19 protein-coding genes are annotated in these 24,397 nt (G+C 62.0%); 6 read left to right on the forward strand and 13 right to left on the reverse strand.

The annotated features are described in order from the left end of the window. Positions 1-39: 39 nt before the first annotated feature. Positions 40-1,575, reverse strand: coding sequence for a choline-sulfatase (betC, locus tag NOV72_RS17195; protein WP_106855806.1), 1,536 nt, complete (start codon positions 1,573-1,575; stop codon positions 40-42). A gap of 107 nt (positions 1,576-1,682) precedes the next feature. Here betC and NOV72_RS17200 point away from each other — a divergent pair, with 107 nt between their 5' ends. Continuing rightward, complete coding sequence (locus NOV72_RS17200) at positions 1,683-2,594, forward strand: choline sulfate utilization transcriptional regulator (RefSeq protein ID WP_106855807.1); 912 nt, start codon at positions 1,683-1,685, stop codon at positions 2,592-2,594. A 116-nt stretch (positions 2,595-2,710) separates the two neighbouring features. Then, positions 2,711-3,586, forward strand: a complete 876-nt coding sequence (purU, locus tag NOV72_RS17205) for a formyltetrahydrofolate deformylase (RefSeq protein ID WP_106855808.1) — start codon at positions 2,711-2,713, stop codon at positions 3,584-3,586. Between the two features lie 810 nt (positions 3,587-4,396). Here the strand turns inward: purU and NOV72_RS17220 are convergent. From NOV72_RS17220 to NOV72_RS17265, 10 genes are all read right to left on the reverse strand, one after another. After that, positions 4,397-5,208 (reverse strand): IS5 family transposase gene (locus NOV72_RS17220; RefSeq protein ID WP_181291084.1). Its coding sequence is split into 2 segments (ribosomal slippage): positions 4,397-4,860 and positions 4,860-5,208, totalling 813 coding nucleotides; the frame shifts between segments, so codons are not numbered across the junction. 74 nt (positions 5,209-5,282) lie between these two features. After that, positions 5,283-6,125 (reverse strand): glycine betaine ABC transporter substrate-binding protein, encoded by an 843-nt coding sequence (locus NOV72_RS17225; RefSeq protein WP_425428737.1) that lies wholly within the window; start codon positions 6,123-6,125, stop codon positions 5,283-5,285. Between the two features lie 145 nt (positions 6,126-6,270). Beyond that, positions 6,271-7,488, reverse strand: a complete 1,218-nt coding sequence (locus NOV72_RS17230) for an FAD-binding oxidoreductase (protein ID WP_425428733.1) — start codon at positions 7,486-7,488, stop codon at positions 6,271-6,273. A gap of 23 nt (positions 7,489-7,511) precedes the next feature. After that, positions 7,512-8,810: an aromatic ring-hydroxylating oxygenase subunit alpha gene (locus tag NOV72_RS17235; protein WP_106855813.1), complete on the reverse strand. Its 1,299-nt coding sequence runs from the start codon at positions 8,808-8,810 to the stop codon at positions 7,512-7,514. 38 nt (positions 8,811-8,848) lie between these two features. Further along, positions 8,849-9,607 carry a drug:proton antiporter gene (locus NOV72_RS17240; protein WP_106855814.1) on the reverse strand — a complete coding sequence of 253 codons (759 nt, stop codon included), beginning with the start codon at positions 9,605-9,607 and terminating at the stop codon, positions 8,849-8,851. Continuing rightward, on the reverse strand, positions 9,604-10,764 hold the full coding sequence (locus NOV72_RS17245; RefSeq protein WP_106855815.1) for an electron transfer flavoprotein subunit alpha/FixB family protein: 1,161 nt from the start codon (positions 10,762-10,764) through the stop codon (positions 9,604-9,606). The genes NOV72_RS17240 and NOV72_RS17245 overlap by 4 nt, the downstream gene beginning before the upstream one ends. A 4-nt stretch (positions 10,765-10,768) precedes the next feature. After that, on the reverse strand, positions 10,769-12,679 hold the full coding sequence (locus tag NOV72_RS17250) for a (Fe-S)-binding protein (protein WP_106855816.1): 1,911 nt from the start codon (positions 12,677-12,679) through the stop codon (positions 10,769-10,771). A gap of 15 nt (positions 12,680-12,694) precedes the next feature. Continuing rightward, positions 12,695-14,758: an NADH:flavin oxidoreductase gene (locus NOV72_RS17255; protein WP_106855817.1), complete on the reverse strand. Its 2,064-nt coding sequence runs from the start codon at positions 14,756-14,758 to the stop codon at positions 12,695-12,697. Positions 14,759-14,797: 39 nt separating this feature from the next. Further along, positions 14,798-15,328, reverse strand: coding sequence for a DUF5943 domain-containing protein (locus tag NOV72_RS17260; protein ID WP_106855818.1), 531 nt, complete (start codon positions 15,326-15,328; stop codon positions 14,798-14,800). A 30-nt stretch (positions 15,329-15,358) separates the two neighbouring features. Next, a complete protein-coding gene (locus tag NOV72_RS17265; protein WP_106855819.1) occupies positions 15,359-16,330 on the reverse strand; it encodes a dipeptidase in 972 nt (323 codons plus the stop codon). A 435-nt stretch (positions 16,331-16,765) separates the two neighbouring features. Here NOV72_RS17265 and NOV72_RS17270 point away from each other — a divergent pair, with 435 nt between their 5' ends. Beyond that, on the forward strand, positions 16,766-17,761 hold the full coding sequence (locus NOV72_RS17270; protein ID WP_106855820.1) for a GlxA family transcriptional regulator: 996 nt from the start codon (positions 16,766-16,768) through the stop codon (positions 17,759-17,761). Between the two features lie 13 nt (positions 17,762-17,774). On the opposite strand, the gene NOV72_RS17275 is transcribed toward NOV72_RS17270, so the two are convergent. Next, positions 17,775-18,305 (reverse strand): GNAT family N-acetyltransferase, encoded by a 531-nt coding sequence (locus NOV72_RS17275; RefSeq protein ID WP_106855821.1) that lies wholly within the window; start codon positions 18,303-18,305, stop codon positions 17,775-17,777. Positions 18,306-19,185: 880 nt separating this feature from the next. Continuing rightward, positions 19,186-20,382 (reverse strand): formaldehyde dehydrogenase, glutathione-independent, encoded by a 1,197-nt coding sequence (fdhA, locus tag NOV72_RS17285; RefSeq protein WP_106855823.1) that lies wholly within the window; start codon positions 20,380-20,382, stop codon positions 19,186-19,188. Positions 20,383-20,588: 206 nt separating this feature from the next. Here fdhA and betI point away from each other — a divergent pair, with 206 nt between their 5' ends. Genes betI through betA form a run of 3 tightly spaced genes read left to right on the forward strand, consistent with a single transcriptional unit; the run spans position 20,589 to position 24,387 of the window. Next, positions 20,589-21,176 (forward strand): transcriptional regulator BetI, encoded by a 588-nt coding sequence (gene betI / locus NOV72_RS17290; protein WP_106855824.1) that lies wholly within the window; start codon positions 20,589-20,591, stop codon positions 21,174-21,176. A gap of 25 nt (positions 21,177-21,201) precedes the next feature. Next, positions 21,202-22,671: a betaine-aldehyde dehydrogenase gene (gene betB, locus NOV72_RS17295; protein WP_106855825.1), complete on the forward strand. Its 1,470-nt coding sequence runs from the start codon at positions 21,202-21,204 to the stop codon at positions 22,669-22,671. 12 nt (positions 22,672-22,683) lie between these two features. Continuing rightward, the gene (gene betA / locus NOV72_RS17300; RefSeq protein WP_106855826.1) at positions 22,684-24,387 is read left to right on the forward strand and encodes a choline dehydrogenase; all 1,704 of its coding nucleotides are present in this window, start codon (positions 22,684-22,686) and stop codon (positions 24,385-24,387) included. Positions 24,388-24,397 lie beyond the last annotated feature (10 nt).

The raw sequence follows: 24,397 nt of genomic DNA on the forward strand, positions 1-24,397 counted from the left end.
GTGCTTTCCTGTCAGATGTGGGGGTTCGTGGGTGGATGATCAGCGCTCGACAGCGGGGAAACGCGCCATCGCTTCGAGATCGTCCAGATCGATGTGATTGCGCATATAGCGCTGGCTCGCATCGACATGCGGCTGCCAGTCCCATGACTGAATCGTGCCGCGTGTCGTCGCCGCGAAATGGAAATGCCGCCGCCGCTGACTCTTCAGTACGTTTTGATGCAACGCGTCGAGGTTCCAGCGGCGCGCGATTTCCGCGCGGAACTCGGCCACTTGCGCGGCGTGACGTTCATCGCTCGCGAGATTTTCGCGCTCGAACGGGTCCGCCTTCACGTCGAAGAGCTGATCGGGATCGACGCTCGTGTGAATGAACTTGAAGCGACCGCGCCGGATCATCACGATCGGCGCGATCGCGCCTTCCGCGAGATATTCGCCGATCGCCTCGTCATGGCCGCCCGTCCCGCGCAGATGCGGCACGAGGCTGCGACCGTCGATGCTGTCGGGCCACGATTGCGGCGCTTCTCCGCGTGCGAATTCGACGAGCGTCGGCAGCACGTCGAGATGCGAGACCGAGTCCGCCACGCGACGCGCGCCGAACTGCTTCGGCGCATGCACGATGAGCGGCACGCGGCAGCCGCCTTCGAAGAACGTCATCTTGTACCAGAGGCCGCGCTCGCCGAGCATCTCGCCGTGATCCGACGTGACGACGATGATCGTATCGTCGGCGAGGCCGGCCTGCTCCAGCGCTTCGAGAATCGACGCGAACTGATCGTCGACGTACGACACCGCGCCGTAATACGCGCGCCGCGCGTTGCGGATCTGACGCTCGTTCGGCGGCGTGCGGTCCGCTTCGTACACGTGACGCAGGCGCTTCGAATGCGGATCGCATGCATCGAGCGAATCGCGATACGAAGGCATGTCGATCTCTTCGTCGTCGTACATGTCCCAGTACTTGCGCGGAATCGCGTAGGGATCGTGCGGATGCGTGAGCGACGCGACCATCATGAAAGGCCGCGCGTCCCTGCCTGCATGGCGCTCGCGTGCGATATCGAAGAGCTTCTGACGCGTGGTGAACGTGACTTCATCGTCGAAATCGAGCTGGTTGGTGCGCACGCACAGCCCTGCGTCGATGACCGAGCTCATGTTGTGATACCACGTCGGGCGGGCGTCGAAGTTCTGCCAGTCGGGCGTCCAGCCGAAATCGGCGGGATAGATATCGGTCGTGAGACGCTCCTCGAAGCCGTGCAACTGATCCGCGCCGCAAAAATGCATCTTGCCCGAGAGAATCGTGCGATAGCCTTCGGCGCGCAGATAGTGCGCGAAGGTCAGCGTTTCGGAGGGAAATTCGGCGGCGTTGTCGTATGCGCCGATGTTCGACGGCAGCTTGCCCGCGAGCAAAGCGAAACGCGACGGCGCACACAGCGGACTTGCGCAATACGCCGATTCGAACACGACGCCTTCTTTCGCGAGCGCATCGATACGTGGCGTCTTCGTCACGCGATTGCCGTATGCGGAGAGCGCGAAGGGCGTGAGCTGATCGGCCATCAGCACAAGGATATTTTGTTTCGTTCCAAGCATGAATGCGTGCCTCGAATAGAATCGTTGACTGAGCGTTCCTGTCACTATTGCCGTTCAAATCGCGGCTGTGAAGACAGCAAAATGTTATGCGTTCATAAGGGGGAGTTATGCCGCGGCCGGACCGCCTGCCACCGATGCAGGCGCTATCGATGTTCGAATCCGCCGCGCGTCTCGCGAGCTTCACGGCGGCGGCGCGCGAACTCGGCTCGACGCAGCCCGCCGTGAGCCAGCGCGTCGTGCAACTGGAGGAATCGCTCGGCGCGCCGCTGTTCGAGCGCGGGCATCGCGGCGTCACGTTGACGGAAGACGGCGCGCGTCTTTTCGATGCGGTGCGTCGCGGCCTCGATCTGATTCGCGCGGCGACAGCCGATATCCGCTCGCGTCACGCGCAGCGCACGCTCACGCTCTCGACGGACTTCGGCTTCGCCACTTACTGGCTGATGCCGCGCCTGCCGCAATTCAAGGCGCTGATGCCCGATGTCGATGTGAAGATCATCACGTCGCAGAGCCTGCCGAGCGCATCGGGCGATCATGCGGATGTCGTGATCGTGTTCGGCGATACGCAAGCCGACTGGGGCGCGAAAAGCGCCGTCAAGCTCTTTCCTGAGCGCGTGATGCCGGTGTGCAGCCCGGCGCTGATCGCGGGCAGAGACGGGCCTGTTTCGCCCGCCGATCTGCTCGGACTGCCGCTGCTGCATCTCGAACCGACTTTCCCCGAGCGCTGGCTTTCGTGGAGCGCCTGGTTCGAGGCGCAAGGCCTTGCCGCGCCGCCGACGCAAGGCGGCTTCACGTTCAACAGTTACGCGCTCGTCGCGCACGCGGCGGTGATGGGTCAGGGCGTCGCGCTCGGATGGGCGCCGCTCATCGACGAACTCGTCGCGACGGGCCAGCTCGTCGCGCTCTGCGATACGCCGCTCGTCACCGATCGCGGCTATGTGCTCGTCACGCCGCGCGAGCCGGTTGCGGCGGTGCGTGCGTTCAGCGAGTGGCTGCTGGACGAATGCGATATCGTCGGCTGACGCTTTCGTACTATCCGCGCGGCGATTCGCTTCTATCCCGCGTGCGCTTGCGTTTGCTCTACTAATGCGTACGCTCGCCGCATTTCGCGGCTGCAACCATTGAATGTGGAGCACGCATGGCAGCCGATTCCCGCTTTGATCAACTGGTGCTTACCGTTTCGTGCCCGAGCGCGGCGGGTCAGGTCGCCGCCATCGTCGGCTTTCTGGAGCGGCATCACGGCTATATCGACGAGCTTACTGTCTTCGACGACGACTTGTCGGAACGCTTTTTCGTGCGCTGCGTGTTTCATGGCGCGCGGCCTGAAGAGGCGCTCGATCTCGCGATGCTGAAGCGGGAATTCGAGCCGATTGCCGCGCGTTTCTCGATGACCTGGGCGATGCACGATCTCGCCGTGCGGCCGAAGGTGCTGCTCATGGTGTCGAAGCTGGAGCATTGTCTTGCGGACTTGCTGTTCCGCTGGCGCATGGGCGAATTGAAGATGGATATTGTGGCTATCGGGTCGAATCATACTGATCTTGCGCATCTGGCCGAGCAGCATGGCTTGCCGTTCCATCATCTGCCGGTCACCGCCGATACCAAAGCGCAGCAGGAAGCGCGTTTGCTCGATTTGTTCGAAACGTCGGGCGCGGAGTTGATGGTGCTTGCGCGTTATATGCAGATTCTTTCGGGCGAGACAAGCCGCAAGCTGGCGGGACGGGCTATCAATATTCACCATTCGTTTCTTCCCGGCTTCAAGGGCGCGAAGCCCTATCATCAGGCGCATACGCGCGGGGTCAAGTTGATCGGCGCGACCGCGCATTTCGTCACCGATGATCTCGATGAAGGACCGATCATCGAGCAGGAAGTCGAACGGGTCGATCATTCTTATAGCCCTGAGCGGTTGTTGACCACTGGGCGAGATGTGGAATGTATTACGCTCGCGCGGGCTGTTAAGGCGTTTATCGAGCGGCGGGTGTTTATTAATGGTGAGCGGACTGTGGTTTTGAGGTAAAGGTTTTGAGTCGATTGGTGTTGCCCCTGGGCGGGGCTTCTGCTTTTCTTCTTGCTGCTGCTTCCTGATTCGCTTCGGACTTCGGGGAATCCTGTGTTCGCGTCGGTCTATAAGCACTGCCCCTGTGCGGGGCGGCAGTCACTTTCTTTGCTGCTGCAAAGAAAGTAACCAAAGAAACAGCTATCCCCAGCCTAAGCACTTCATGCCGGCCGCGGCACAGGCGATCGACCTAATGGCCCCCAGAGTAGCGAGTGCCCTCAAAGGTCTTATCGGGCTTGGATCGCGCACGGTCTGACTCATTGCACCGCATAACAAACTGGTTCAGCGCAAGACCGCTCCGGCCCGCTTCGCGGCCGACGGGTCAATCGGGTCGGCGTGCGCTTTCTTGCTAACAGTTCCATCTCACTGCAGGCGTACTTCGGCGGTTTCCCTTGCATACCCAACGGCAGCGCGCAGCGCTGTGCCGATGCTATTTCGTGCTGAGCCAGCGCGCTAAAACATGTGGTGCGGCAGATCGTGCGCGAGCCAAGTCCGATTGGGCCTTTGAGGGCGACACTTAGGCGAGGGCCAACTTGAGGGAGAAAATTGGCCAAGTTGCGTGTGACCGCGGGCCTGAGAAGCTGCTTTCTTTGGTTACTTTCTTTGCAGCAGCAAAGAAAGTGACTGCCGCCCCGCACAGGGGCAACGCTAATAGACCACTAAGAAAACAGGATTCCCCAAAGCCCAAAACAAAAAAGAAGCGCCGCAGGTAAAAAGAAACCCCCGACGGCGCTCCAGCGTTGCCCAACGCAAAAAAATCACTTAGAAGTCTTAACAAAATGACATTTGCAGCCGTCGCCAGCATATGACGCAGCAAGCGATTTTCATGAAGGCCTCGTGGATGAACGCAAGCCGTTCGAAGCGGATGCGCAGTCGGCGGAAGTTGTGAAGCCACGAAATGGTGCGCTCCACGACCCAGCGTGTTTTACCCAATCCGCTGCCGTGAGGCTGGCCGCGCCGAGCAATTTCCGTGGCGATGCCCGCGGCATGCAACGGGCGTCGATGTTTGTCGTGGTCGTAGCCTCTGTCGCCTTGAACGACCCGAGGCTTCGATAGTGGTTTGCCAGGCTTGCCGCTGATGGGCGGAATAGCCTCGACCAGTGCTTGAAGTTGAGTGACGTCGTTGCGGTTGGCGCCGGTCAGTATCACCGCGAGCGGGATGCCCTGCGCTTCGGTGATGAGGTGGTGCTTTGAACCGGGTCGCGCGCGGTCTGTGGGATTCGGTCCCGTTTTTGACCCGCACCCACAGCACGGATTGAAGAGGAGTCGACGATGACGCGAGACCAGTCGATTTGGTCGGCGGCCCGTAGTCGCGCAAGGAGCAACTCGTGCAATTCGTCCCAGACGCCTGCCTTCTGCCAGTCACGCAGGCGACGCCAGCAACTCATACCACTGCCGCAACCCATCTCGCGAGGAAGAAGGTCCCAGCGCAGGCCAGTCTGCAAGACGAAGAGGATGCCTGTGAGTACCGCACGATTGTCGAGCGGTTTGCGCCCTGGGTAACGGTGGCGCCGTAGTTTTGGAGGGGGCAGTAACGGTTCGATGAGTGCCCAGAGTTCGTCGTCAAGTATGGATTTAGCCATGTCCTTTTCGTCGTCGAAACAATGAAAAGGTTAACAGGATTTATCGAGCGTTAACAGCCCCTTTGTTCATTTTGTTAAGGGTTCTTAGTCCACGAATCCACGCGATCCGAATGAGCGCCGATCCACGCATCAGCCGCCGCCTGCGGCTTCTCGCCATTTTGCGTCGCAAGCATCACGCTATCGATCTCGCCCGGTTTCCACTGAAACTTCTTCAAGAACGCAACCACCTGCGGCGCCTTCTTTTCGAGGTCCGGATTGATCACGTTATCCACGTGCTCGGACTCGCCGAAAACCTTCTTCGGATCTTCAAGGAACTTCAGCTTGTACTTCGCGAACATCCAGTGCGGCTTCCAGCCCGTCACGATGATCGGCTTCTTCGCCGCCTCCGAACGCGCCAGTTCCGCCGTCATCGCCGAACCGGAACTCGGCAGCAGCTTATAGTCGAGGTTGTATGTCTTGATCGCCTCGCTCGTCTTCTGCATCACGCCCGCGCCCGCATCGATGCCGACAATGCGCGAATCGAATTCCGCCTTCTTCGCTTCGAGATCGGAGAGGCTATTGACGTCGACATTCTCCGGCACGATCAGCCCGATCTTCGCGTCCTGAAAGTTCGGACCCAGATTCACGACCTTCGACTTGAAGTTGTTCCAGTACGCGCCATGCGTGACCGGCAACCACGCCGAAAGCGTCGCATCCAGATCGCCGCGCGCCACGCCTTGCCACATCACGCCAGCCGCAACCGGCACGAGTTGCACCGGATAACCCAGCTTCTTCTCGATCACACGCGCCGCGACGTTCGACGTCGCCACGCTATCGTCCCAACCCTCGACGTAACCGATCTTGATCGTCGGCTTATCCGCGGAGTTCGCCACAAAGCTCGCTGCGAGGGCGGTGGTCATCGCCCCAAGCACGAGCATTCTTCTCATCGGTTTCATTCGGTTTCCCCTTAGCGGCCCCACGCCGTGTAGCGGACAGAATCACTAGCCAGAATTGGCGCGTAACGCACTTTTCCGACACCCAGTTGTCAAGAAACGACGCACCCCGATCACGGTCGCGAAGACTTTATTTGTCGACGACGAGATCGCTCAAAGGCTTGCTGCAACACAGCAGCACCATGCCCTGGTCGATCTCGCGCTGACGAATGCCGCCCGCATGCTTCATGCTCACTTCGCCCGACACGAGCTTCACCTTGCACGTGCCGCACATGCCCTGCGTGCACGAAGAAGGCAGACGCACGCCTGCTTTCTTCGCGGCATCGAGTACGTGCTCGCCGCTGCCGCATTCGATATCGCGCCGGCTCTTCGCAAAGCTCACCTTGAACTTCGTTTCGATGGGCGCGGCCTCTATCGTCTCGATGGGTGCAGGCTCGAAGCCCACCGCTTCCTCACGCGCTTCGACGAAATCCGTCTGCGTTGCGAGCGCATCGGCGACATGCGCCGTCGTCAGCACGGCCGCGACTTCTTCGACGACGCCGAACGAGAAGCTCTCCTCGTGATAATGCTTGCGATCGAAACCACCTTCGTCGAGCAGATCGCGCACCGCCTTCATATACGGCGCGGGGCCGCACGTGAAGATCTCGCGTTCGAGAAAGTCCGGCGCGATCAGCTTCAGCAAGGGCAGGCTCAGAAAGCCCGTCACGCCCGGCCAGCTCGTGCGCGCGCCCACACGCTCGCACACGAACGACGTCCGGAAGTTTCTGTGATTCGACGCGATCAGATCGAGCTCGCGCGCGAAGATGATGTCGTCGGGCGTGCGCGCGCTGTGCACGAACACGATGTCGGCATCGTCGCCGAGTTCGTGATGCGCGCGGCTCATCGACATGAGCGGCGTGATGCCCGAGCCCGCCGACAGAAAGAGATACTTGCGCGCTGGATGACGCGCGCACGTGAATTCGCCCGATGGTCCGAGCACGCGCACGGTCGAGCCCGCGACGACGTTATCATGCAGCCAGTTCGACACCTTGCCGCCCGGCACGCGCTTCACCGTGATCGAGATCGTATGCGGGCGCGTCGGCGCGGACGAGATCGTGTAGCAGCGGTTGATCTGCTCGCCGTCGATATCGAGTTCGAGCGTGATGAATTGCCCCGGCTCGAACACGAACGTGCGTTCGCCGGGCGCCTTGAAGAAAAAGCTCTTGACGTCGTGCGTTTCCTGCCGGACGTGACAGCAGACGAGCGTCTCGTCCGTGTCGCAATTCCAGCGCATGGGCAGCGTTCCCCAGAATGTCGGCTGGGTCACGCGGCTTGCTGTCGGCTCGAACGTAGCCTGATCGCGCATCATGTTCTGCTCCCGCTACGACTGCTTTAGCGCATGAAGGAAACGACTTTCTCACCGTGCGACGCATCGACGCCCTGTACCGGCGTATTGGCGTGATCGGCAAGACGTCCGATGTACCACTCGCAAAACTTCTCCACGAGTCCTTCCGTGAAGGGCGAATACGGACCCGGCTCGTACGCGTTGCTCGCGACGCCGAGTTGCGAATACTCGACGAGCGTGCGGTCCTGATCGTTCGTCGCGCGCCATACGGCGGTGAGGTTGTCGGCGTCGTAATCGATGCCTTCGCGCGCATCCTTGTGTACGAGCCATTTCGTGCGCACGAGCGTTTCGCCCGATGCGAGCGGAATCACGCAGAACGTCACGATGTGATCGCTCATGAAGTGATGCCACGAGTTCGGCTGCGTCCAGAACGAAAGCCCGCCCAGATCCGCGCGCTCGAATCCGCCGAGCAGTTTCTTCGATGCAACCTTCGCGTCGAGCGTCTGCGATTCGCCTTCGCGATCGAGCGGCAGGCGTTGCGTGCGAAAGCCCGTCACGAGATCGGCGAGGCGCTCGATTTCGGCGGACGGCAGGCACATGGCTTCCCATTGCTTCGTGCGCTCTTCGACGGTCTTCTCGAACGCCGCCATGCCTTCTTCATTCGCGGGCGAGCGCTGATAACCGAAGCCGTATTCATACAGCGAAATGGTCAGCTCCGGATGGTTCGCGACGCAGTGATAGCACTCGCGATTGTTCTCCATCGTGAGCTTCCAGTTGCCCTTCTCGACGATATCGATGCTCGCCGCGATCTTGCAATCCTTCAGGCCATGCGGCGCGAGATACGGTTCCATCGCTTCGCGCATCACGGCGAAATCGGCGGGCGGTTCATCGGCGAGACAGATGAAGATGAGACCCGCCAGATTCTGCACATGCACTTTCTTCAGGCTGTGTTTGCAGCGGTCGAACTGTTCGCCCATGTGCTCGGCGAACATCAGGTCGCCGGAGAGGTTGTAGGTCCAGCTGTGATACGGGCACACGATATTGCCGAGCGAGCCTTTCTCCTGATTGCACAGGCGCGCGCCGCGATGACGGCACACGTTATAGAAAGCGCGAATCTCCATGTCGTCGTCGCGCACGATCAGGATCGAATCGTTGCCGATTTCGACCGTGGTGTAATCGCCCGGCTCCGGAATGTCCGGTTCGACGGCGACCTGAATCCAGGTCTTGCGAAAAATGGCATCGAGGTCGAGCGCGTGAATTTCTTCGCTCGTGTAGAACGGCGCCTCAAGCGTATGGCCTTTTTTGCGGCGTTCGATCAAAGCGCGAACGTCTGCCGAAACTTTCATCGTGTGCACCTGTATGTGGATCGATGTGGGTCGATAGATCAGTAATCGACGAGTTGATGCTCGCGCAAATACGCCAGAATCACTTGTGCTTTTTCGACGGAACTCCCTTCAATTACGACGCTGCCGCCGCGGCTTTCGGTCGTCGTCGCGCCGAGCATGCGCGCGTGGCCCGAGCGCTTCTCGGGCGCGGCCAGCTTCTTCGGCTTCGCCGTGATCGGGCCGATGCTCCATGCCGTGCTTTCCTTGTCGACGGGCGCATTCGCCGCGACCGGCGCGACGCGGCCTTCACGCATGCGTGCATAGGCGTAGCGCGGCGCGGCGTTGGCGAGCGGATGCACGGCGACGAGCGCGGGCAACGGCGCACGCACGCGGCGGCGCAAGCCCTTCGGCATGAACTGGCGCACTTCGACACCTTCCTTCGTCACGCTGACATCGACGGCCGCGCCGACGAGCGGAACGTTCAGCGCATCCGCGAGCTTGTAGGGCAGCGTGCCGCTGTCGTAAGCGCCTTCGGCGCGCGTGCCGGTGAACACGAGGTCGTAACCCGCAAGCCGGGCGGCGAGCGCGGCGCACGCGTCGCCTTGTGTGTTGAGCACTTCGACTGTCGGCGCGCCGAGCGCGAGATATTCGGCGAGCGCCGGATTCGCGGGATCGCCCGCGTGCAGCACGTCGAGTTGCGCGCGCTGCGCCTTTGCAATGTCGATGGCGATGGTCAGCGCGGCCGCGTCGTTGCGGCTGTAGCGCGGCGTACCGCTGACCGGATGGCGGCCGATGGAAATCAGAACGGCGATCTTCATGCTGCAACTCCCTCGGCAACGTGCGCGGTCTCGACGATCGACGCGCCGCTGGCACGCGCGGCGCGCGCGGCGGCGGCGGCATCGGTCAATGCCTTGATCGTTTCCTGCGTGTCCGCGACGATCGTGAGATTCGCGCGCTTCGCGATCGGCGCGCTCGCATCGAGATTGACGGCGATCACGTGCCGGCAATCCTTGATGCCTTGCAAGTGCTGCACCGCGCCCGAGATGCCGAACGCGATATACACGCTCGCCTCGACGGTCTTGCCCGTTGCGCCGATCTGCTTGTCGCGCGTGAACTTGCCGTCGTCCACAGCGACGCGGCTCGCGCCGATCGCCGCGCCCAGCGTGCCCGCAAGCGTCTCGAATGCGGCGATGTCGGACACGCCGTTGCCCGCCGACACGATGAAGTCCGCTTCTTCCAGCGCGACCTGCGCGGCGTCCATTTCCTCGACGCCGAGATCGACGTAAGCGCTCGCTTTCGATGCGGGCACGATGCCCTCCGCATTCACGGCCTCGCCCGCGCCGACGAACGGCAGCTTCGCATCGACGGAATTAGTTGCAAGCAAAACTATATCGGGCAATGCGCGCGATGCGAGCGCGCGGCCCGCGTGCGCACACGACGCGACATGCGCCGCATCGAGTTCGACGACCTGCGTCGCGATCGACGCATCGGCGCGCGCGGCGTAACGGCGGCCGAGATCGCCGTCGCCGGTTGCGTTGTCGGGCATGAAGATATGCGCCGGCGTGAAAGCCGCGACGCATGCCGTCAACGCGCGCACTTCTTCATCCGGTGCGTAATTGCGCCGGTCGAATGCGGGCAGTGCGATATATCGATCCGCGCCCAACGCCGCGGCATCGTCCTTGAACTCGCCGAACGCGATCAGCACGACTTCCGTTTGATCGTCGGCGAGCAAGGCGGCGGCGGCCAGCGCCTGGCGCGCGTGATCGTCGAGCGCGCCGCGATCCGTGTGTGCGGCGACGAGCAGCGAGCGCGTCGCGGGCTTCGTCGTGCGGCGCGGCTTCAGCGCTTCCTTGTGACCGCCGTGCATGAAGTTCAGCACGACGCCATTGCCGATTTCGCCGAGCGTGATGCGCTTGAGTCCATCGGCCGTGATGATGAACGGCCGGCGCGGATCGATGCGTTTGATGTCGTTCATGGCTTCACTCCAGCGCTGCGGCGACGAGTTCCGCCACGTCGAGCACTTCGGGACGAGGACCGACCACGCCTTCGAGCATCGCGGTGCATTGAGGGCAACCGACCGCGACAACTTCGGCGCCGACCGATTGCGCATCCGCGATGCGGATATCGGGAATGCGCTGCTTGCCGGGGATATCCGTCAACGGCGCGCCGCCGCCGCCGCCGCAGCAGCGCGCGCGCATGCCGTGACGTTCCATCTCGACGACCTTGATGCCGATGGTCTTCAAGAGCTTGCGCGGCGCTTCCGTTTCGCCGTTGTAGCGGCCGAGATAGCACGGATCGTGATACGTGATCTTCTTGTCCGCGAACACGGCGGCGGCCTTCGGCGAGAGCTTGCCGCTCGCGACGAGTTCGGCCATGAACGCGGTGTGATGCTGCACTTCGTAATAGCCGCCGAGCGCGCGATATTCATTGCGCAGGCTGTGCAACACGTGCGGATCGGCGGTCACGATGCGACGGAACTGATACTGCGAAAGCGTATTCATCAGCTTCGATGCGCATTGCTGGAACGTGGCTTCGTCGCCGAGACGGCGCGCCGTGTCGCCGGTATCCGTTTCGACGCCGCCGAGCACCGCGTAATCGACGCCCGCCTTGTTCATCACCTTCGCCAATGCGCGCAGCGTGCGTTGATAGCGCATGTCGAATGCGCCTTCGCCTGCGATCAAGAGCACATCCACGGGACGGCCCGGTTGCGCGACCTGCACTTGCAGATCCACCGACCAGTCGTAACGCGCGCCGATGTCGTAGCCGTTCTGACTGCCCGTCTCGCGCAGATTCGCGAGCGTGACCGGACCTTTGCCCGGCAGGTCGCCTTCCACGAGCGTCTGATTGCGGCGCATGTCGACGATCGCATCGACGTGCTCGATCAGCATCGGGCACTCCTGCACGCAAGCGCGGCATGTCGTGCAAGACCAGATCGTGTCCGCTTCGATCATCTGCGAGATGAGCGGCTTGGCCGGACCGCCGCTGTGCCTGCCGACGGAAATGCCGGGCGTCGGGCTGCCCGCGTATTGCGCGTCCGATCCGCCGACCATGCCGACGACGAGATCCTGAATCAGCTTCTTCGGATTGAGCGGCTGCCCCGACGCGAACGCGGGACACGCGGCTTCGCACTTGCCGCATTGCACGCAGGCATCGAAACTCAACAACTGATTCCAGCGAAACTCGACCGGCTTGCCAACGCCGTATTCCTTCGCATCGAGCGCGGGCTTTTTCAGCGCGGTCGGCGGCACGACTTCATGCTCGGTCTGCGCCTTGAAGCGCTCCTGACGCGGATGGAACGCGAGATGCAGGAGACCGGCCATTGCGTGTTTCATCGGGCCGCCTTGCGCCGCGCCGAAGGTCATCGTGTACGCGCCCGCCGCGATCAGCAACGCGACGATGATCGCGAGCGCGCCGGACATCCACGACGCGGGCAGCAGCATGAACAACGCCAGACCGAGCGCGAACGAGCCGAGCAGAAGCGGCAGTCTGTCCCACGGCCCATGCGACAGACGCGCGGGCACGTCCTTCGCGCGACGGCGCCGGTACACGAACACCGCGCCCACGAGCATGACGATCGCCGCGATGAAGATCGCGCGGTCGAGCCAGACCGAGTAGATCGCGAGACCGTAGTTGATGAAGACGAGCGCCATCGCGAGGATCGCGCCGCCTGCGGTGGCGACGTGCGTCTTCGCGATGTACGGATCGCGCGCGACGACATGATGCAGATCGACGAAATAGCGCTTCGGGATGGTGAGCAGATTCGCCCATCCGTACAGGCCGGCGGTCGTCGCGCGGCCTTCGCGCCAGTAGGCCGCGCGCTTGAGCAAGGCGAACGCGAGGCCCGCCATCGAAAGCCACAGCAGCGCGGTGATGACAAACACGGGGTTCATCGTCGAATACCCTCGTCAGAAGTCTTTGCAGAGGCGCAGCGAATCGTAGATCGCGCTATGGATGTTGTGCATTGAGATACAGTCGCCGACGCGAAACAGCAGGAAGCGTCCGTTGCCGAGTTCTTCGCTCAGCGACGGCTGCGGCTCCGAAGCGAAGAGCGTGTGCACATCGATCTGCCCGCGATTGAGCGACTCGGGTTTCAGCTTCCAGTAGAGCGCGTCGTTCGGCGTGATGCCGTTCTCGATCACGACCTGATCCACCGCGCGCTCCTCCTGCTCTTCCGTGTATTCGTTGCGGATCACGGCGATCTTCTTGCCGTTCTCCTCGTACACCTTGTCGAGCCAATAGTTAGGAGTATGGATGACCCCTTGCGCGTAGAGCCGCCGATAGAAGATCGGGAACGTGGTGCCGCCGGTGTCGTCGGCGACCTTCACGTCCGGCGTGACGATCTCGACGTTATTGCCCTTCGACGCGATGAAATCCGCCACGCCCGCGCCCGCATGCGTCGATACGCCGTCGTACACGAGCACGTTCTTGCCCGGCTCGACCTTGCCCGAGAGAATGTCCCACGAACTCACCGCGAGACCCTGCTCGACACCCCACGCGGGCACCTGACCCGTGAACGACGAGCCGCCCGTCGCGAGCACGACGATGTCCGGCTTCTCGGCCATGATCGTCTTGTCGTCGGCGGCGACACCGAGACGGCGATCGACGCCGAGGCGCTTCGTCTCCATGTCGAACCAGCGCACGATGCCGGCCATCTGCTCGCGCTGCGGCGCCTTCGCGGCGAGCATGATCTGGCCGCCGACGTAGTCGTTCTTCTCGAACAGCACGACGTCATGGCCACGCGAACGCGCGACACGCGCCGCTTCCAGACCCGCGGGCCCCGCGCCGACGACCACGACCTTGCGCTTCGGTCCGCGCGTCTTTTCGATGACATGCGGCATCGTCGCTTCACGCGAAGTCGCCGCGTTCTGCACGCACAATACATCGAGCCCGTTGTACTGACGGTCGATGCAATAGTTCGCGCCGACGCACTGCTTGATCTCGTCCTCGCGGCCGTCGCGAATCTTGATGACCATGTGCGGATCGGCGATCTGCGCGCGCGTCATGCCGACGAGATCGACCATGCCGTTCGCGAGCAGACGCTCGGCCTGACCCGCATCGCGAATGCTCTGCGCATGCATGATCGGCAGCTTCACGACCGACTTGATGCCCGCCGCGAGATGAACGAACGGCTCGGGCGGGAGCGCCATCGGCGGCATGCAGTTGGCGAGCGTGTTGTGCGTGTCCGCGCCGGAGCCGATCACGCCGATGTAATCGATGAGGCCGCTTTCGGACATCGCCTGCGCGATCTCCTTCAGGTTCTCGTGAGAGAGGCCGTCTTCGTGGAACTCGTCGCCGCACATGCGCAGGCCGACGCAGAAGTCCGCGCCGACCGCTTCACGCACGGCCTTCAGGACTTCGGTGCCGAAGCGCATGCGGTTTTCCAGCGAGCCGCCCCATTCATCGGTACGGAAGTTCGTGCGCGGACTCCAGAACTGATCGATCAGATGCTGATGCGCCGCAGAAATCTCGATGCCGTCCATGCCCGCATCTTTCACGCGCTTCGCGGCTGCCGCGAAGTCGGCAATGATGCGCTTGATCTCTTCCACTTCGATGATCTTCGCGTTGCCGCGATGCACCGGCTCGCGCACGCCCGACGGCGACATCAGATGCGGCCAGTGCTCGCCATGCCACGCGGAGCGGCGGCCCATGTGCGTTGCCTGGATCATGATGAACGCGCCATGACGATGCATCGCTTCGGCGAGTCGCGAGAGCGGATCGATAACCTTGTCGGTCGCGAGGTTCACCGACTTCCACCAGCCTTGCGGGCTGTCGATCGAAACCGGACTCGAACCGCCGCACACGGCGAGACCGACGCCGCCCTTCGCCTTCTCCTCGTAATAGCGGATATAGCGGTCGCCGGGCAGGCCGCCCGGTTCGGCATAGACCTCCGCGTGCGCGGTGCTGACGATGCGGTTGCGCAACGTGAGCTTGTTGAGCTGAAGAGGCTTGAAAAGGTTCGGGTAACGCATTGCGATCGACCTCGGAATGAATGTGCTTCGGGCTTGCGCTTACAGCGGCGACACTTCAAACACGCAGTGATCGTGTCCTTCGGCGGCGCATTGCGTTTCGATCGACTTCGAGCGCGGACCCTTTTTCGCGCTGTCGGGCGCTGTGTCGTTGACCCAGTCCATCGCGCCGGCGAACCAGCCCGCGAACATGTAGCAGAGCTTGCCCCGCTTGCCCGGCTGCTGAAGCACGAACGACGAGTGACGCAGATGAATGCGCGCATGCGACGTCGCCGGATCGGCCTCGACGATGTCGAACAAGCCCCAGCCGCGCTGCGACAGACGCTTCAGGTAATGCTCGAACACGGCCATGCCGCTGATGCCGTGCTTCTCGGCTTCCTTGTCGCACCAGTGATACGCGGACTTGTAGCCGGCCTTGTAGAGAATTTCGGCGTACGTCTCGCGGCCGAGCGCTTCCTCCACGGCGACGTGATTGTTCGTGAAGAAATGACGCGGCACGTAGAGCATCGGCAGCGCGTCGGTAGTCCACACGCCGGTTTGCGGATCGACGTCGATAGGCAGTTGAGGTTGCATCGCAGGGTCCTTTGTATTTGTCGTTGGTGATCAGACGTTCCAGACTTCGCCGAAGAAGCGCATCCAGTTCTCGCCCATCACCTTCTTGATGCGCGACTCGCTCCAGCCCGCCTTTTCCATCGCGGCGGTGAGGTTCGGAAATTCGCCGATCGTGCGGATGCCTTCCGGATTGACGACCTTGCCGAAGTTCGTCAGACGACGATAGCGGCCCTTGTCGTGCGTGATCCAGTCGAAGAATTCGGTGCTATAGCCTTGCGTGAAGTCCGTGCCGATGCCGACGTTGTCTTCGCCGATCACGTCGATCGTGTATTCGATTGCTTCGAGATAATCGTCGACGGTCGCGTCGGGGCCTTTCTTCAGGAACGGCGAGAACATCGTCACGCCGACGAAGCCGCCCGCATCGACGATCTCGCGCAGTTGATCGTCCGTCTTGTTGCGCGGATGATCCTTCAGACCCGAGGGGCAGCAATGCGAATACGTGACCGGCTTTTTCGAGCAGGCGATTGCGTCGGAAGAAGTCTTCGCGCCGACGTGCGAAAGATCCACCATGATGCCGACGCGATTCATTTCATGAATCACTTCCTTGCCATAACCCGACAGGCCGCCGTCCGGCTCATAACAACCGGTGCCCACGAGGTTTTGCGTGTTGTAGCAAAGCTGAACCACGTTGACGCCGAGTTCCTTGAACACTTCGATATAACCGAGGTTGTCCTCGAACGCATACGAGTTCTGAAAACCGAAGATAATGCCGGTCTTGTTTTCCTTTTTCGCGCGCAGGATGTCGTCGGTCGTGCGCACGAGCGTGAGAATTTCGCTGTATTCGCGGATTTGCTGCTTCATTTCCGCGATGTTGTCGATGGTCTTCTGAAAGTCTTCCCATACCGACACGGTGCAGTTCACGGCGGTCACGCCGCCTTTTCTCATGTCCTCGAACACGGAGCGCTCGAACTTCGAGATGTTCAGTCCGTCGATGATGATGCTGTCATTGTGGAGGGTGCTCATCTGGGTGTGCTCCGCATAGCCGGGTAGAGGGGAAAGACGCAGGTTTCGCGGGCCTTGCGGCGCCTGATCGATGCCTTCGTCGTTGCGTCTATTCTTGACTTTCGCCCTGCCGGTCAATTTACGAATTTAGACGTGTTCTTTACCTTTTCCGACATGCGCGTCTGTTTTCGACAAGTGGCGATCCGGGTTTCGGTGTAGCGCATGAATTCGGGCGTTGTGCTGCACTGCATCGGAACGATCGTGCGCTGCGGCAGTGCGCGGCTATGTCGTATGGCCCCGCGTTTGTGCGCGCCCGCAGCGAAGCAATGTGCGAGGCCTCGCGTGCTCAGGGTTTAGCCTGATGGCATGGTAGTTGCACTCGCAACCAAAATTGCAAAAGTGGTGAAGCGCCGCATCGACGGCGCCAACAATCGATTCCAAGGAATCAGTTCTCACATGTCCTCCGACCGCACGGCGTCGTTGTCACACTTCGCGTTCATGCCGCTTCCCAACTTCACGATGATCGCGTTCACCAATGCGATCGAAGTGCTGCGCATGGCGAACTACCTGACCGGGCAGCCGCTTTATCGATGGTCGATCGTGAGTCCGGACGGCGGCCCCGTGACGGCGAGCAACGGCCTCTCCGTCGATACCGGACCGGTCGATTGCGTGGGACAGCCTGACATCGTGTTCGTGGTCGGCGGTATCGACGTGCAGCGCGCGACAACGCCCGCGCATCTCTCTGCCTTGCGCCGCTTCGCGCGCACGGGCAGCGTGCTCGGCTCGCTTTGCACCGGCACCTATGCGCTGGCGCGCGCGGGTCTGCTCGCCGGATATGCGTGCGCGATCCACTGGGAGAACATGTCGGCGCTCAAGGAAGAGTTTCCCGACACGCGCTTTCTAAAAGAGTTGTTCGTGATCGACCGCGATCGCGTGACGTGCACGGGCGGCGTCGCGCCGCTCGACATGATGCTGAATCTGATCGCCGCGCGCGTCGGCACGGCGCGGGTCACGCAGATCGCCGAGCAGTTCATCGTCGAACATGTGCGGGATACGAGCGCGCAGCAGCGCATGCCGCTGGTGGCGCGTCTCGGATCGGCGAACAAGTCGCTTTTCGAAGTTATTTCGCTGATGGAGAACAACATCGAAGAGCCGTTGTCGCGCGAAGAACTGGCGCGGCTGGCGGGCATGTCGCAACGGCAATTGCAGCGGCTATTTCGCGAGCATCTCGGCATGACGCCGACGCATTATTATTTGACGCTGCGTTTGCGGCGCGCGCGCGAACTGCTGCTGCAGACCGACATGTCGATCATGCATATCACGATGGCGTGCGGCTTTCAGTCGGCGTGCCATTTTTCGAAAAGCTATCGCGATGCTTTCGGCACGGCGCCGACGCGCGAACGGCGCAAGCAGGTGCCACCGCTTTCCTCCGTCTCCGCGATGGTGGCGTGATCGTTCAGATTGTTCAGATCGACATGTGAAGCCGCGTTTCGCAGACTTCGCATCCGCCGACTCTTTCCGTCCGGAACACGCCGTCCAGCGCGAAGCCGAGCGCTTTATAGAAGCGCAAGCCGTGCGCGTTTTCTTCCAGCGCCCAGAGCGTCATTTCCCGATAGCCTTCGCTCGCCGCGGCGTTGATTGCTTCGTCGATCAACATCCTGCCCGCGCCTTGGCGCCAATGCGCCGGATCGATATAGACGGCTTCGATCTCCGCGTCCGTCCTGCCTTTGTCGTGGTCACGCGAAGGACCCCATGCGATCCATCCGAGCATGACGTCGTTGCGTTGCGCGAGCATCACGCGTGGCGTGTTGCGCGCGATCATTTCGGTCCATAGGGCCCGGCGTTTTGCAACGGAAAGGGAATCGAGAAATTCGGCGGGAAAGATCGAACGATAAGCGGCCTGCCAGGCCCTGACGTGGATGCGCGCGATTTCCGCGGCGTCGTCGGGGCGCGCGAGGCGGAAGGTAAGCGCAGTGCGGAGATATTCGGCCTTCATGCGTCAAGTATGACGCGGATTTGGTTTTTGTTTGCTTGTGGTTTTGCCGGATTTCGGAATCCGGATTTGCTTTGGACTTCGGGGAATCCTGTTTTCGCGTCGGTCTATTGGCATTGCCCCTGTGCGGGGCGGCAGCCACTTTCTTTGCTTGCTGCAAAGACAGTAACCAAAGAAAGCAGCTTTTATCGCGCACGGCGTGGGGGCTTTTTGAGGCTTCGAAGGTGTGAGTGAAACTTGCTTTCGTGTCGGTTTATTAGCGTTGCCCCTGTGCGGGGCGGCAGTCACTTTCTTTGCTGCTGCAAAGAAAGTAACCAAAGAAACAGCTATCCCCAGCCTAAGCACTTCATGCCGGCCGCGGCACAGGCGATTGACCTAATGGCCCCCAGAGTAGCAAGTGCCCTCACAAAACTCACTCGGCTTGGCTCGCGCACGGTCTGACATATCGCACCACACAACAAGTTGGTTCAGCACGAAATAGCGCCGGCCCGCTTCGCGGCCGATGGGTCAATCGGGGGGGCGGGCCGCGTGCGCTTCTTTCTCGCTGGTTTCCCTCGCATACCCAACGGCAGCGCGCAGCGCTGTGCCGATGCTATTTCGTGCTGAACCAATCTGGCGGGAGGCGCGATGCGGCACACCGTGCGCGAGCCAAGCCCGATTGGGCCTGTGAGGGCGACACTTAGGCGAGGGCCAACTTGAGGGAGAAAATTGGCCAAGTTGCGTGTGACCGCGGGCCTGAAAAGCTGCTTTCTTTGGTTACTTTCTTTGCAGCAGCAAAGAAAGTGACTGCCGCCCCGCACAGGGGCAACGCTTATAAACCAATAACAAATCGGGATCCGGCGACACAACGAAGCCCCCGAACCCCAAGTGCCAAAATCCACCCTCAAGCCGCTTTCAACACCCCATGCGGATCGATAACAAACTTCCTCGGCGCACCGCCATCAAACTTCCGATATCCATCCGGCGCTTCATCAAGCGAAACGACCGTCACATTGACGATATCCGCAATCGGCAAACGGTCCCACAAAATCGCCTGCATCAGATTGCGGTTGTACTTCATCACCGGCGTCTGTCCGGTATGGAACGAGTGCGACTTCGCCCAGCCGAGACCGAATCGGATGCTCAAACTGCCCTTCCTCGCGGCGGCATCGACCGCGCCGGGATCGTCGGTCACGTAGAGCCCCGGAATGCCGATCGCGCCCGCCGCCTTCGTGATCTCCATCAGCGAGTTGAGCACCGTCGCGGGCGCTTCGTGACCGCTGTCGCTTCCGTGGCCGTGCGCCTCGAAGCCCACGCAATCGACCGCGCAATCCACTTCCGGCTTCCCCAGAATCTGCTCGATCTGCTCGCCGAGCGTCGCATCCTTCGACAGATTGATCGTCTCGAAGCCCATCGCGCGCGCGTGCGCAAGACGCTCCTCGTTCATGTCGCCGACGATCGTGCACGCCGCACCCAACAGCCGCGCCGATGCCGCCGCCGCCATGCCGACCGGACCCGCGCCCGCGATATACACCGTCGAGCCCGGCCCCACGCCCGCCATCACGGCGCCGTGATAACCCGTCGGAAGAATGTCGGAGAGGCAAGTGAGGTCGCGGATTTTCGACATCGCCTGCGCCTTGTCGGGAAACTTCAGCAGATTGAAATCCGCGTACGGAACCATCACGTATTCCGCCTGGCCGCCGATCCAGCCGCCCATGTCGACATAGCCATACGCGCCGCCCGCGCGCGACGGATTCACGTTCAGGCACACGCCCGTGTGCTGCGCCTTGCAGGTCGGACAACGGCCGCACGCGACGTTGAACGGCACCGACACGAGATCGCCGACCGCGAGCGTCTCCACATCGCGCCCCACTTCGATGACCTCGCCCGTGATCTCATGGCCGAGCACAAGGCCGACCTGCGCTGTCGTGCGGCCGCGCACCATGTGCTGGTCCGAGCCGCAAATATTGGTGCTGACGACTTTCAGAATGACACCGTGGCCGATGTCGCGGCCGCGTGGATCGACCATTTTCGGATAGTCGATGGACTGCACTTCGACCTTGCCCTGCCCCAGATAAACGACGCCGCGATTGCTGCTCATTGATCGTCTCCATGTCTCGTGGACGGCACGCGCGGTGCATCTCGACGATGACCACGCCCGTGCAACGAGGGTAGCGCTGTCGCCGAAGCGCGACTGTCACTCAATGCGACGCGCGTTTGACTGAAACCGACATCGTCTGTTTTTATTGATTGACCGTTCAATATAAAAAAACTAGTATCGGCGCAATCCTTCGGTAACGGAACACCATGCCCAAGCTCGGAATGCGCGAGATCCGCCGCGCGCAACTCATCGACGCCACGCTGCACACCATCGACCAGTCGGGGCTCGCGGGCGCGACGCTCGCCTCGGTCGCGCAGCGCGCAAGCACGTCGACGGGAATCGTCAGTCACTATTTCGGCGACAAGGACGGCCTGCTCGAAGCCACGATGCGTCATGTGCTGCGCTCGCTATGGCAAGGCACGTCGCGCCGGCGCAAGGCCGCGAAGCCCGATCCGCGCTCGAAGCTGCGCGCGGTCGTCGCGGCGAATTTCGACGTCGAACAGGTGAACGGACCGGTCATGAAGACGTGGCTCGCGTTCTGGTCCGAAAGCATGCACAAGCCGGAGTTGCGGCGGCTGCAGCGCGTGAACACGCGGCGTCTGCATTCGAACCTGTGCGCGGATTTCTCCAGAGCATTGACGAAACCGGCCGCGCGCCGGGCCGCGAGCGGTCTCGCCGCATTGATCGACGGCCTGTGGCTGCGCGGCGCGCTCGCGGGCGAACCGTTCGATACGAAAGGCGCGCTGCGGCTCGCCTACGACTACATCGACCTCGTGCTGGACGCGCGCGGTTGAGCCAACAATTTTGAAGGAGCGCGACATGTCCGCATTCGGAGAGCAACGGCTTTACATCGGCGGCGAATACGTCGATGCGACGAGCGGCGAAACCTTCGACACGCTCGATCCCGCGACGGGCGAAACGCTCGCGCGCGTGCAGCAGGCATCGCAGGCGGATGTCGATCGCGCGGTGCGATCGGCGCGTGAAGGCCAGCGCGAATGGGCCGCGATGACCGCGATGCAGCGCTCGCGCATCCTGCGCCGCGCGGTCGATCTGCTTCGCGCGCGCAACGACGAACTCGCCGCGATCGAAACGCGCGACACCGGCAAGCCGATCGCGGAGACGCGCGCCGTCGATATCGTCACGGGCGCGGATGTCATCGAGTATTACGCCGGGCTCGCGACGGCCATCGAAGGCGAGCAGATTCCGCTGCGCGAATCGTCGTTCGTCTATACGCGGCGCGAACCGCTCGGCGTGTGCGCGGGTATCGGCGCATGGAATTACCCGATTCAGATCGCTTGCTGGAAGTCCGCGCCCGCGCTCGCCGCAGGCAACGCGATGATCTTCAAGCCGAGCGAAGTCACGCCGTTGACCGCGCTGAAGCTCGCCGAAATCTATACCGAAGCGGGCGTGCCCGCGGGCGTGTTCAACGTCGTGCAGGGCGATGGCCGCGTCGGCGCCATGCTCGCCGAACATGCGGGCGTCGAGAAGATTTCGTTCACGGGCGGCGTCGAGACGGGCAAGAAAGTGATGGCGCGCGCGGGCGGCTCGACGCTCAAGGACGTGACGATGGAACTCGGCGGCAAGTCGCCGCTCATCGTGTTCGACGATGCGAACCTCGAACGCGCCGCCGATATCGCCATGAGCGCGAACTTCTTCAGCTCGGGACAGGTATGCACGAACGGTACGCGCGTGTTCGTGGAGCGCGGTGTCATCGACCAGTTTGAAGCGTTGATTCTCGCGCGTGTGAAGCGCATTCGCATCGGCGCGCCCGATGATCCCGACACCAACTTCGGGCCGCTCGTGAGCGCGGCGCAATTGCAGAAGGTGCTCGGCTTCATCGAGAGCGGCAAGCGCGAAGGCGCGCGGCTCGTCGCGGGCGGTACGCGCATGACCGATGGCATTTTCGCTCGCGGCCAGTATGTCGAGCCGACCGTGTTCGCCGATTGCCGCGACGACATGCGCATCGTGCGCGAGGAAATTTTCGGTCCCGTGATGAGCATTCTCGCGTTCGATGACGAAAGCGAAGTCATCGCGCGCGCCAACGATACGGACTACGGTCTCGCGGCGGGCGTCGTGACGGAGAACCTGTCGCGTGCGCATCGCGTGATTCATCGGCTCGAAGCGGGCATCTGCTGGATCAATACGTGGGGCGAATCGCCGGCGGAAATGCCCGTGGGCGGCTACAAGCAATCGGGCATCGGGCGCGAGAACGGCATTACTACGTTGCATGCCTATACGCGCGTCAAGTCCGTTCAGGTCGAGCTCGGCCCCTATCAGCCCGTGTTTTAAGGAGCATTCTCGATGAGCGCGAACGAATACGACTACATCGTCGTCGGCGCGGGATCGGCGGGCAACGTGCTCGCGTCGCGTCTCACCGAAGACGAGGACGTGACCGTGCTGCTGCTCGAAGCGGGCGGGCCGGACTATCGCTTCGACTTTCGCACGCAAATGCCGGCGGCGCTGGCTTATCCGCTTCAAGGGCGGCGCTATAACTGGGCGTACGAAACCGAGCCTGAACCGCATATGAACAACCGCCGCATGGAATGCGGGCGCGGCAAGGGGCTCGGCGGATCGTCGCTCATCAACGGCATGTGCTATATCCGCGGCAATGCGCTCGACTACGACAACTGGGCGTCGATGCCCGGCCTCGAAGACTGGAGCTACCTCGACTGCCTGCCCTATTTTCGCAAGGCCGAGACGCGCGACGTCGGCGCGAACGCGTATCACGGCGGCGATGGCCCCGTGCATGTCACGACGAGCAAGCCCGGCAACAATCCGCTTTTCGCCGCGATGGTCGAGGCCGGCGTACAGGCGGGCTATCCGCGCACCGAAGATCTGAACGGTTATCAGCAGGAAGGTTTCGGGCCGATGGATCGCACCGTAACAGCGAACGGACGGCGTGCAAGCACGGCGCGCGGGTATCTGGATCGCGCGAAACATCGCGAGAATCTCACGATAGTTACGCATGCAACTACCGACCGCGTGTTGTTCTCGGGCAAGCGTGCGATCGGCGTCGCGTATCTGCAGGGCGGGCAGCGTGTCACGGCGCACGTTCGGCGCGAAGTGCTCGTGTGCGGCGGCGCGATTGCTTCGCCGCAGTTGTTGCAGCGCTCGGGCGTGGGGCGGCCGGCGTGGCTGAAGGAGCTGGAGATTCCGGTGGTGCACGATCTGCCCGGCGTCGGTGAGAACTTGCAGGATCACCTCGAGATGTACATGCAATACGAATGCAGGGAGCCCGTGTCCCTGTATCCGGCGTTGCAGTGGTGGAATCAGCCGGCGATCGGGCTCGAATGGATGCTCAACGGCACGGGCATCGGCGCGAGCAATCAGTTCGAAGCAGGCGGGTTCATCCGCACGCGCGACGACGATCTCTGGCCGAACATCCAGTATCACTTTCTGCCGGTGGCGATCAACTACAACGGATCGAACCCGATCAGGATGCATGGCTTTCAGGCGCATGTCGGATCGATGCGCTCGCTAAGCCGTGGCCGCGTGAAACTCAAGTCGCGCGATCCGCAAGCGCATCCGGGCATTCTTTTCAACTACATGGCCGATCCACTCGACTGGCGCGAGTTCCGCGATGCGATTCGTATCACGCGCGAGATCATGCGTCAGCCTGCGCTGGACCGGTATCGGGGACGCGAGCTTCATCCTTCCGACGACCTGCAAAGCGATGCGGAACTCGATGCGTTCGTGCGAGCGAAAGCGGAGACGGCTTTTCACCCTTCCTGTTCGTGCAAGATGGGCTATGACGATATGGCTGTCGTCGATGGCGAAGGACGCGTGCACGGGATGGAAGGACTGCGCGTCGTCGATGCGTCGATCATGCCGCAGATCACGACCGGGAATCTCAATGCGCCGACCATCATGATGGCGGAGAAGATTGCGGATCGGATTCGGGGATTGCAGCCGTTGGAGCGCGTTGCTACGCCCTACTTCGTGGCGCATGGGAAGCGGGCGCGGGGAGGTGGATCGTTGCGGAGGGAGCCGATGGAGAGGGTGTGAGGGGCTTGGT

The organism is Caballeronia novacaledonica, assembly GCF_900258035.1.
GTDB lineage: Bacteria > Pseudomonadota > Gammaproteobacteria > Burkholderiales > Burkholderiaceae > Caballeronia > Caballeronia novacaledonica.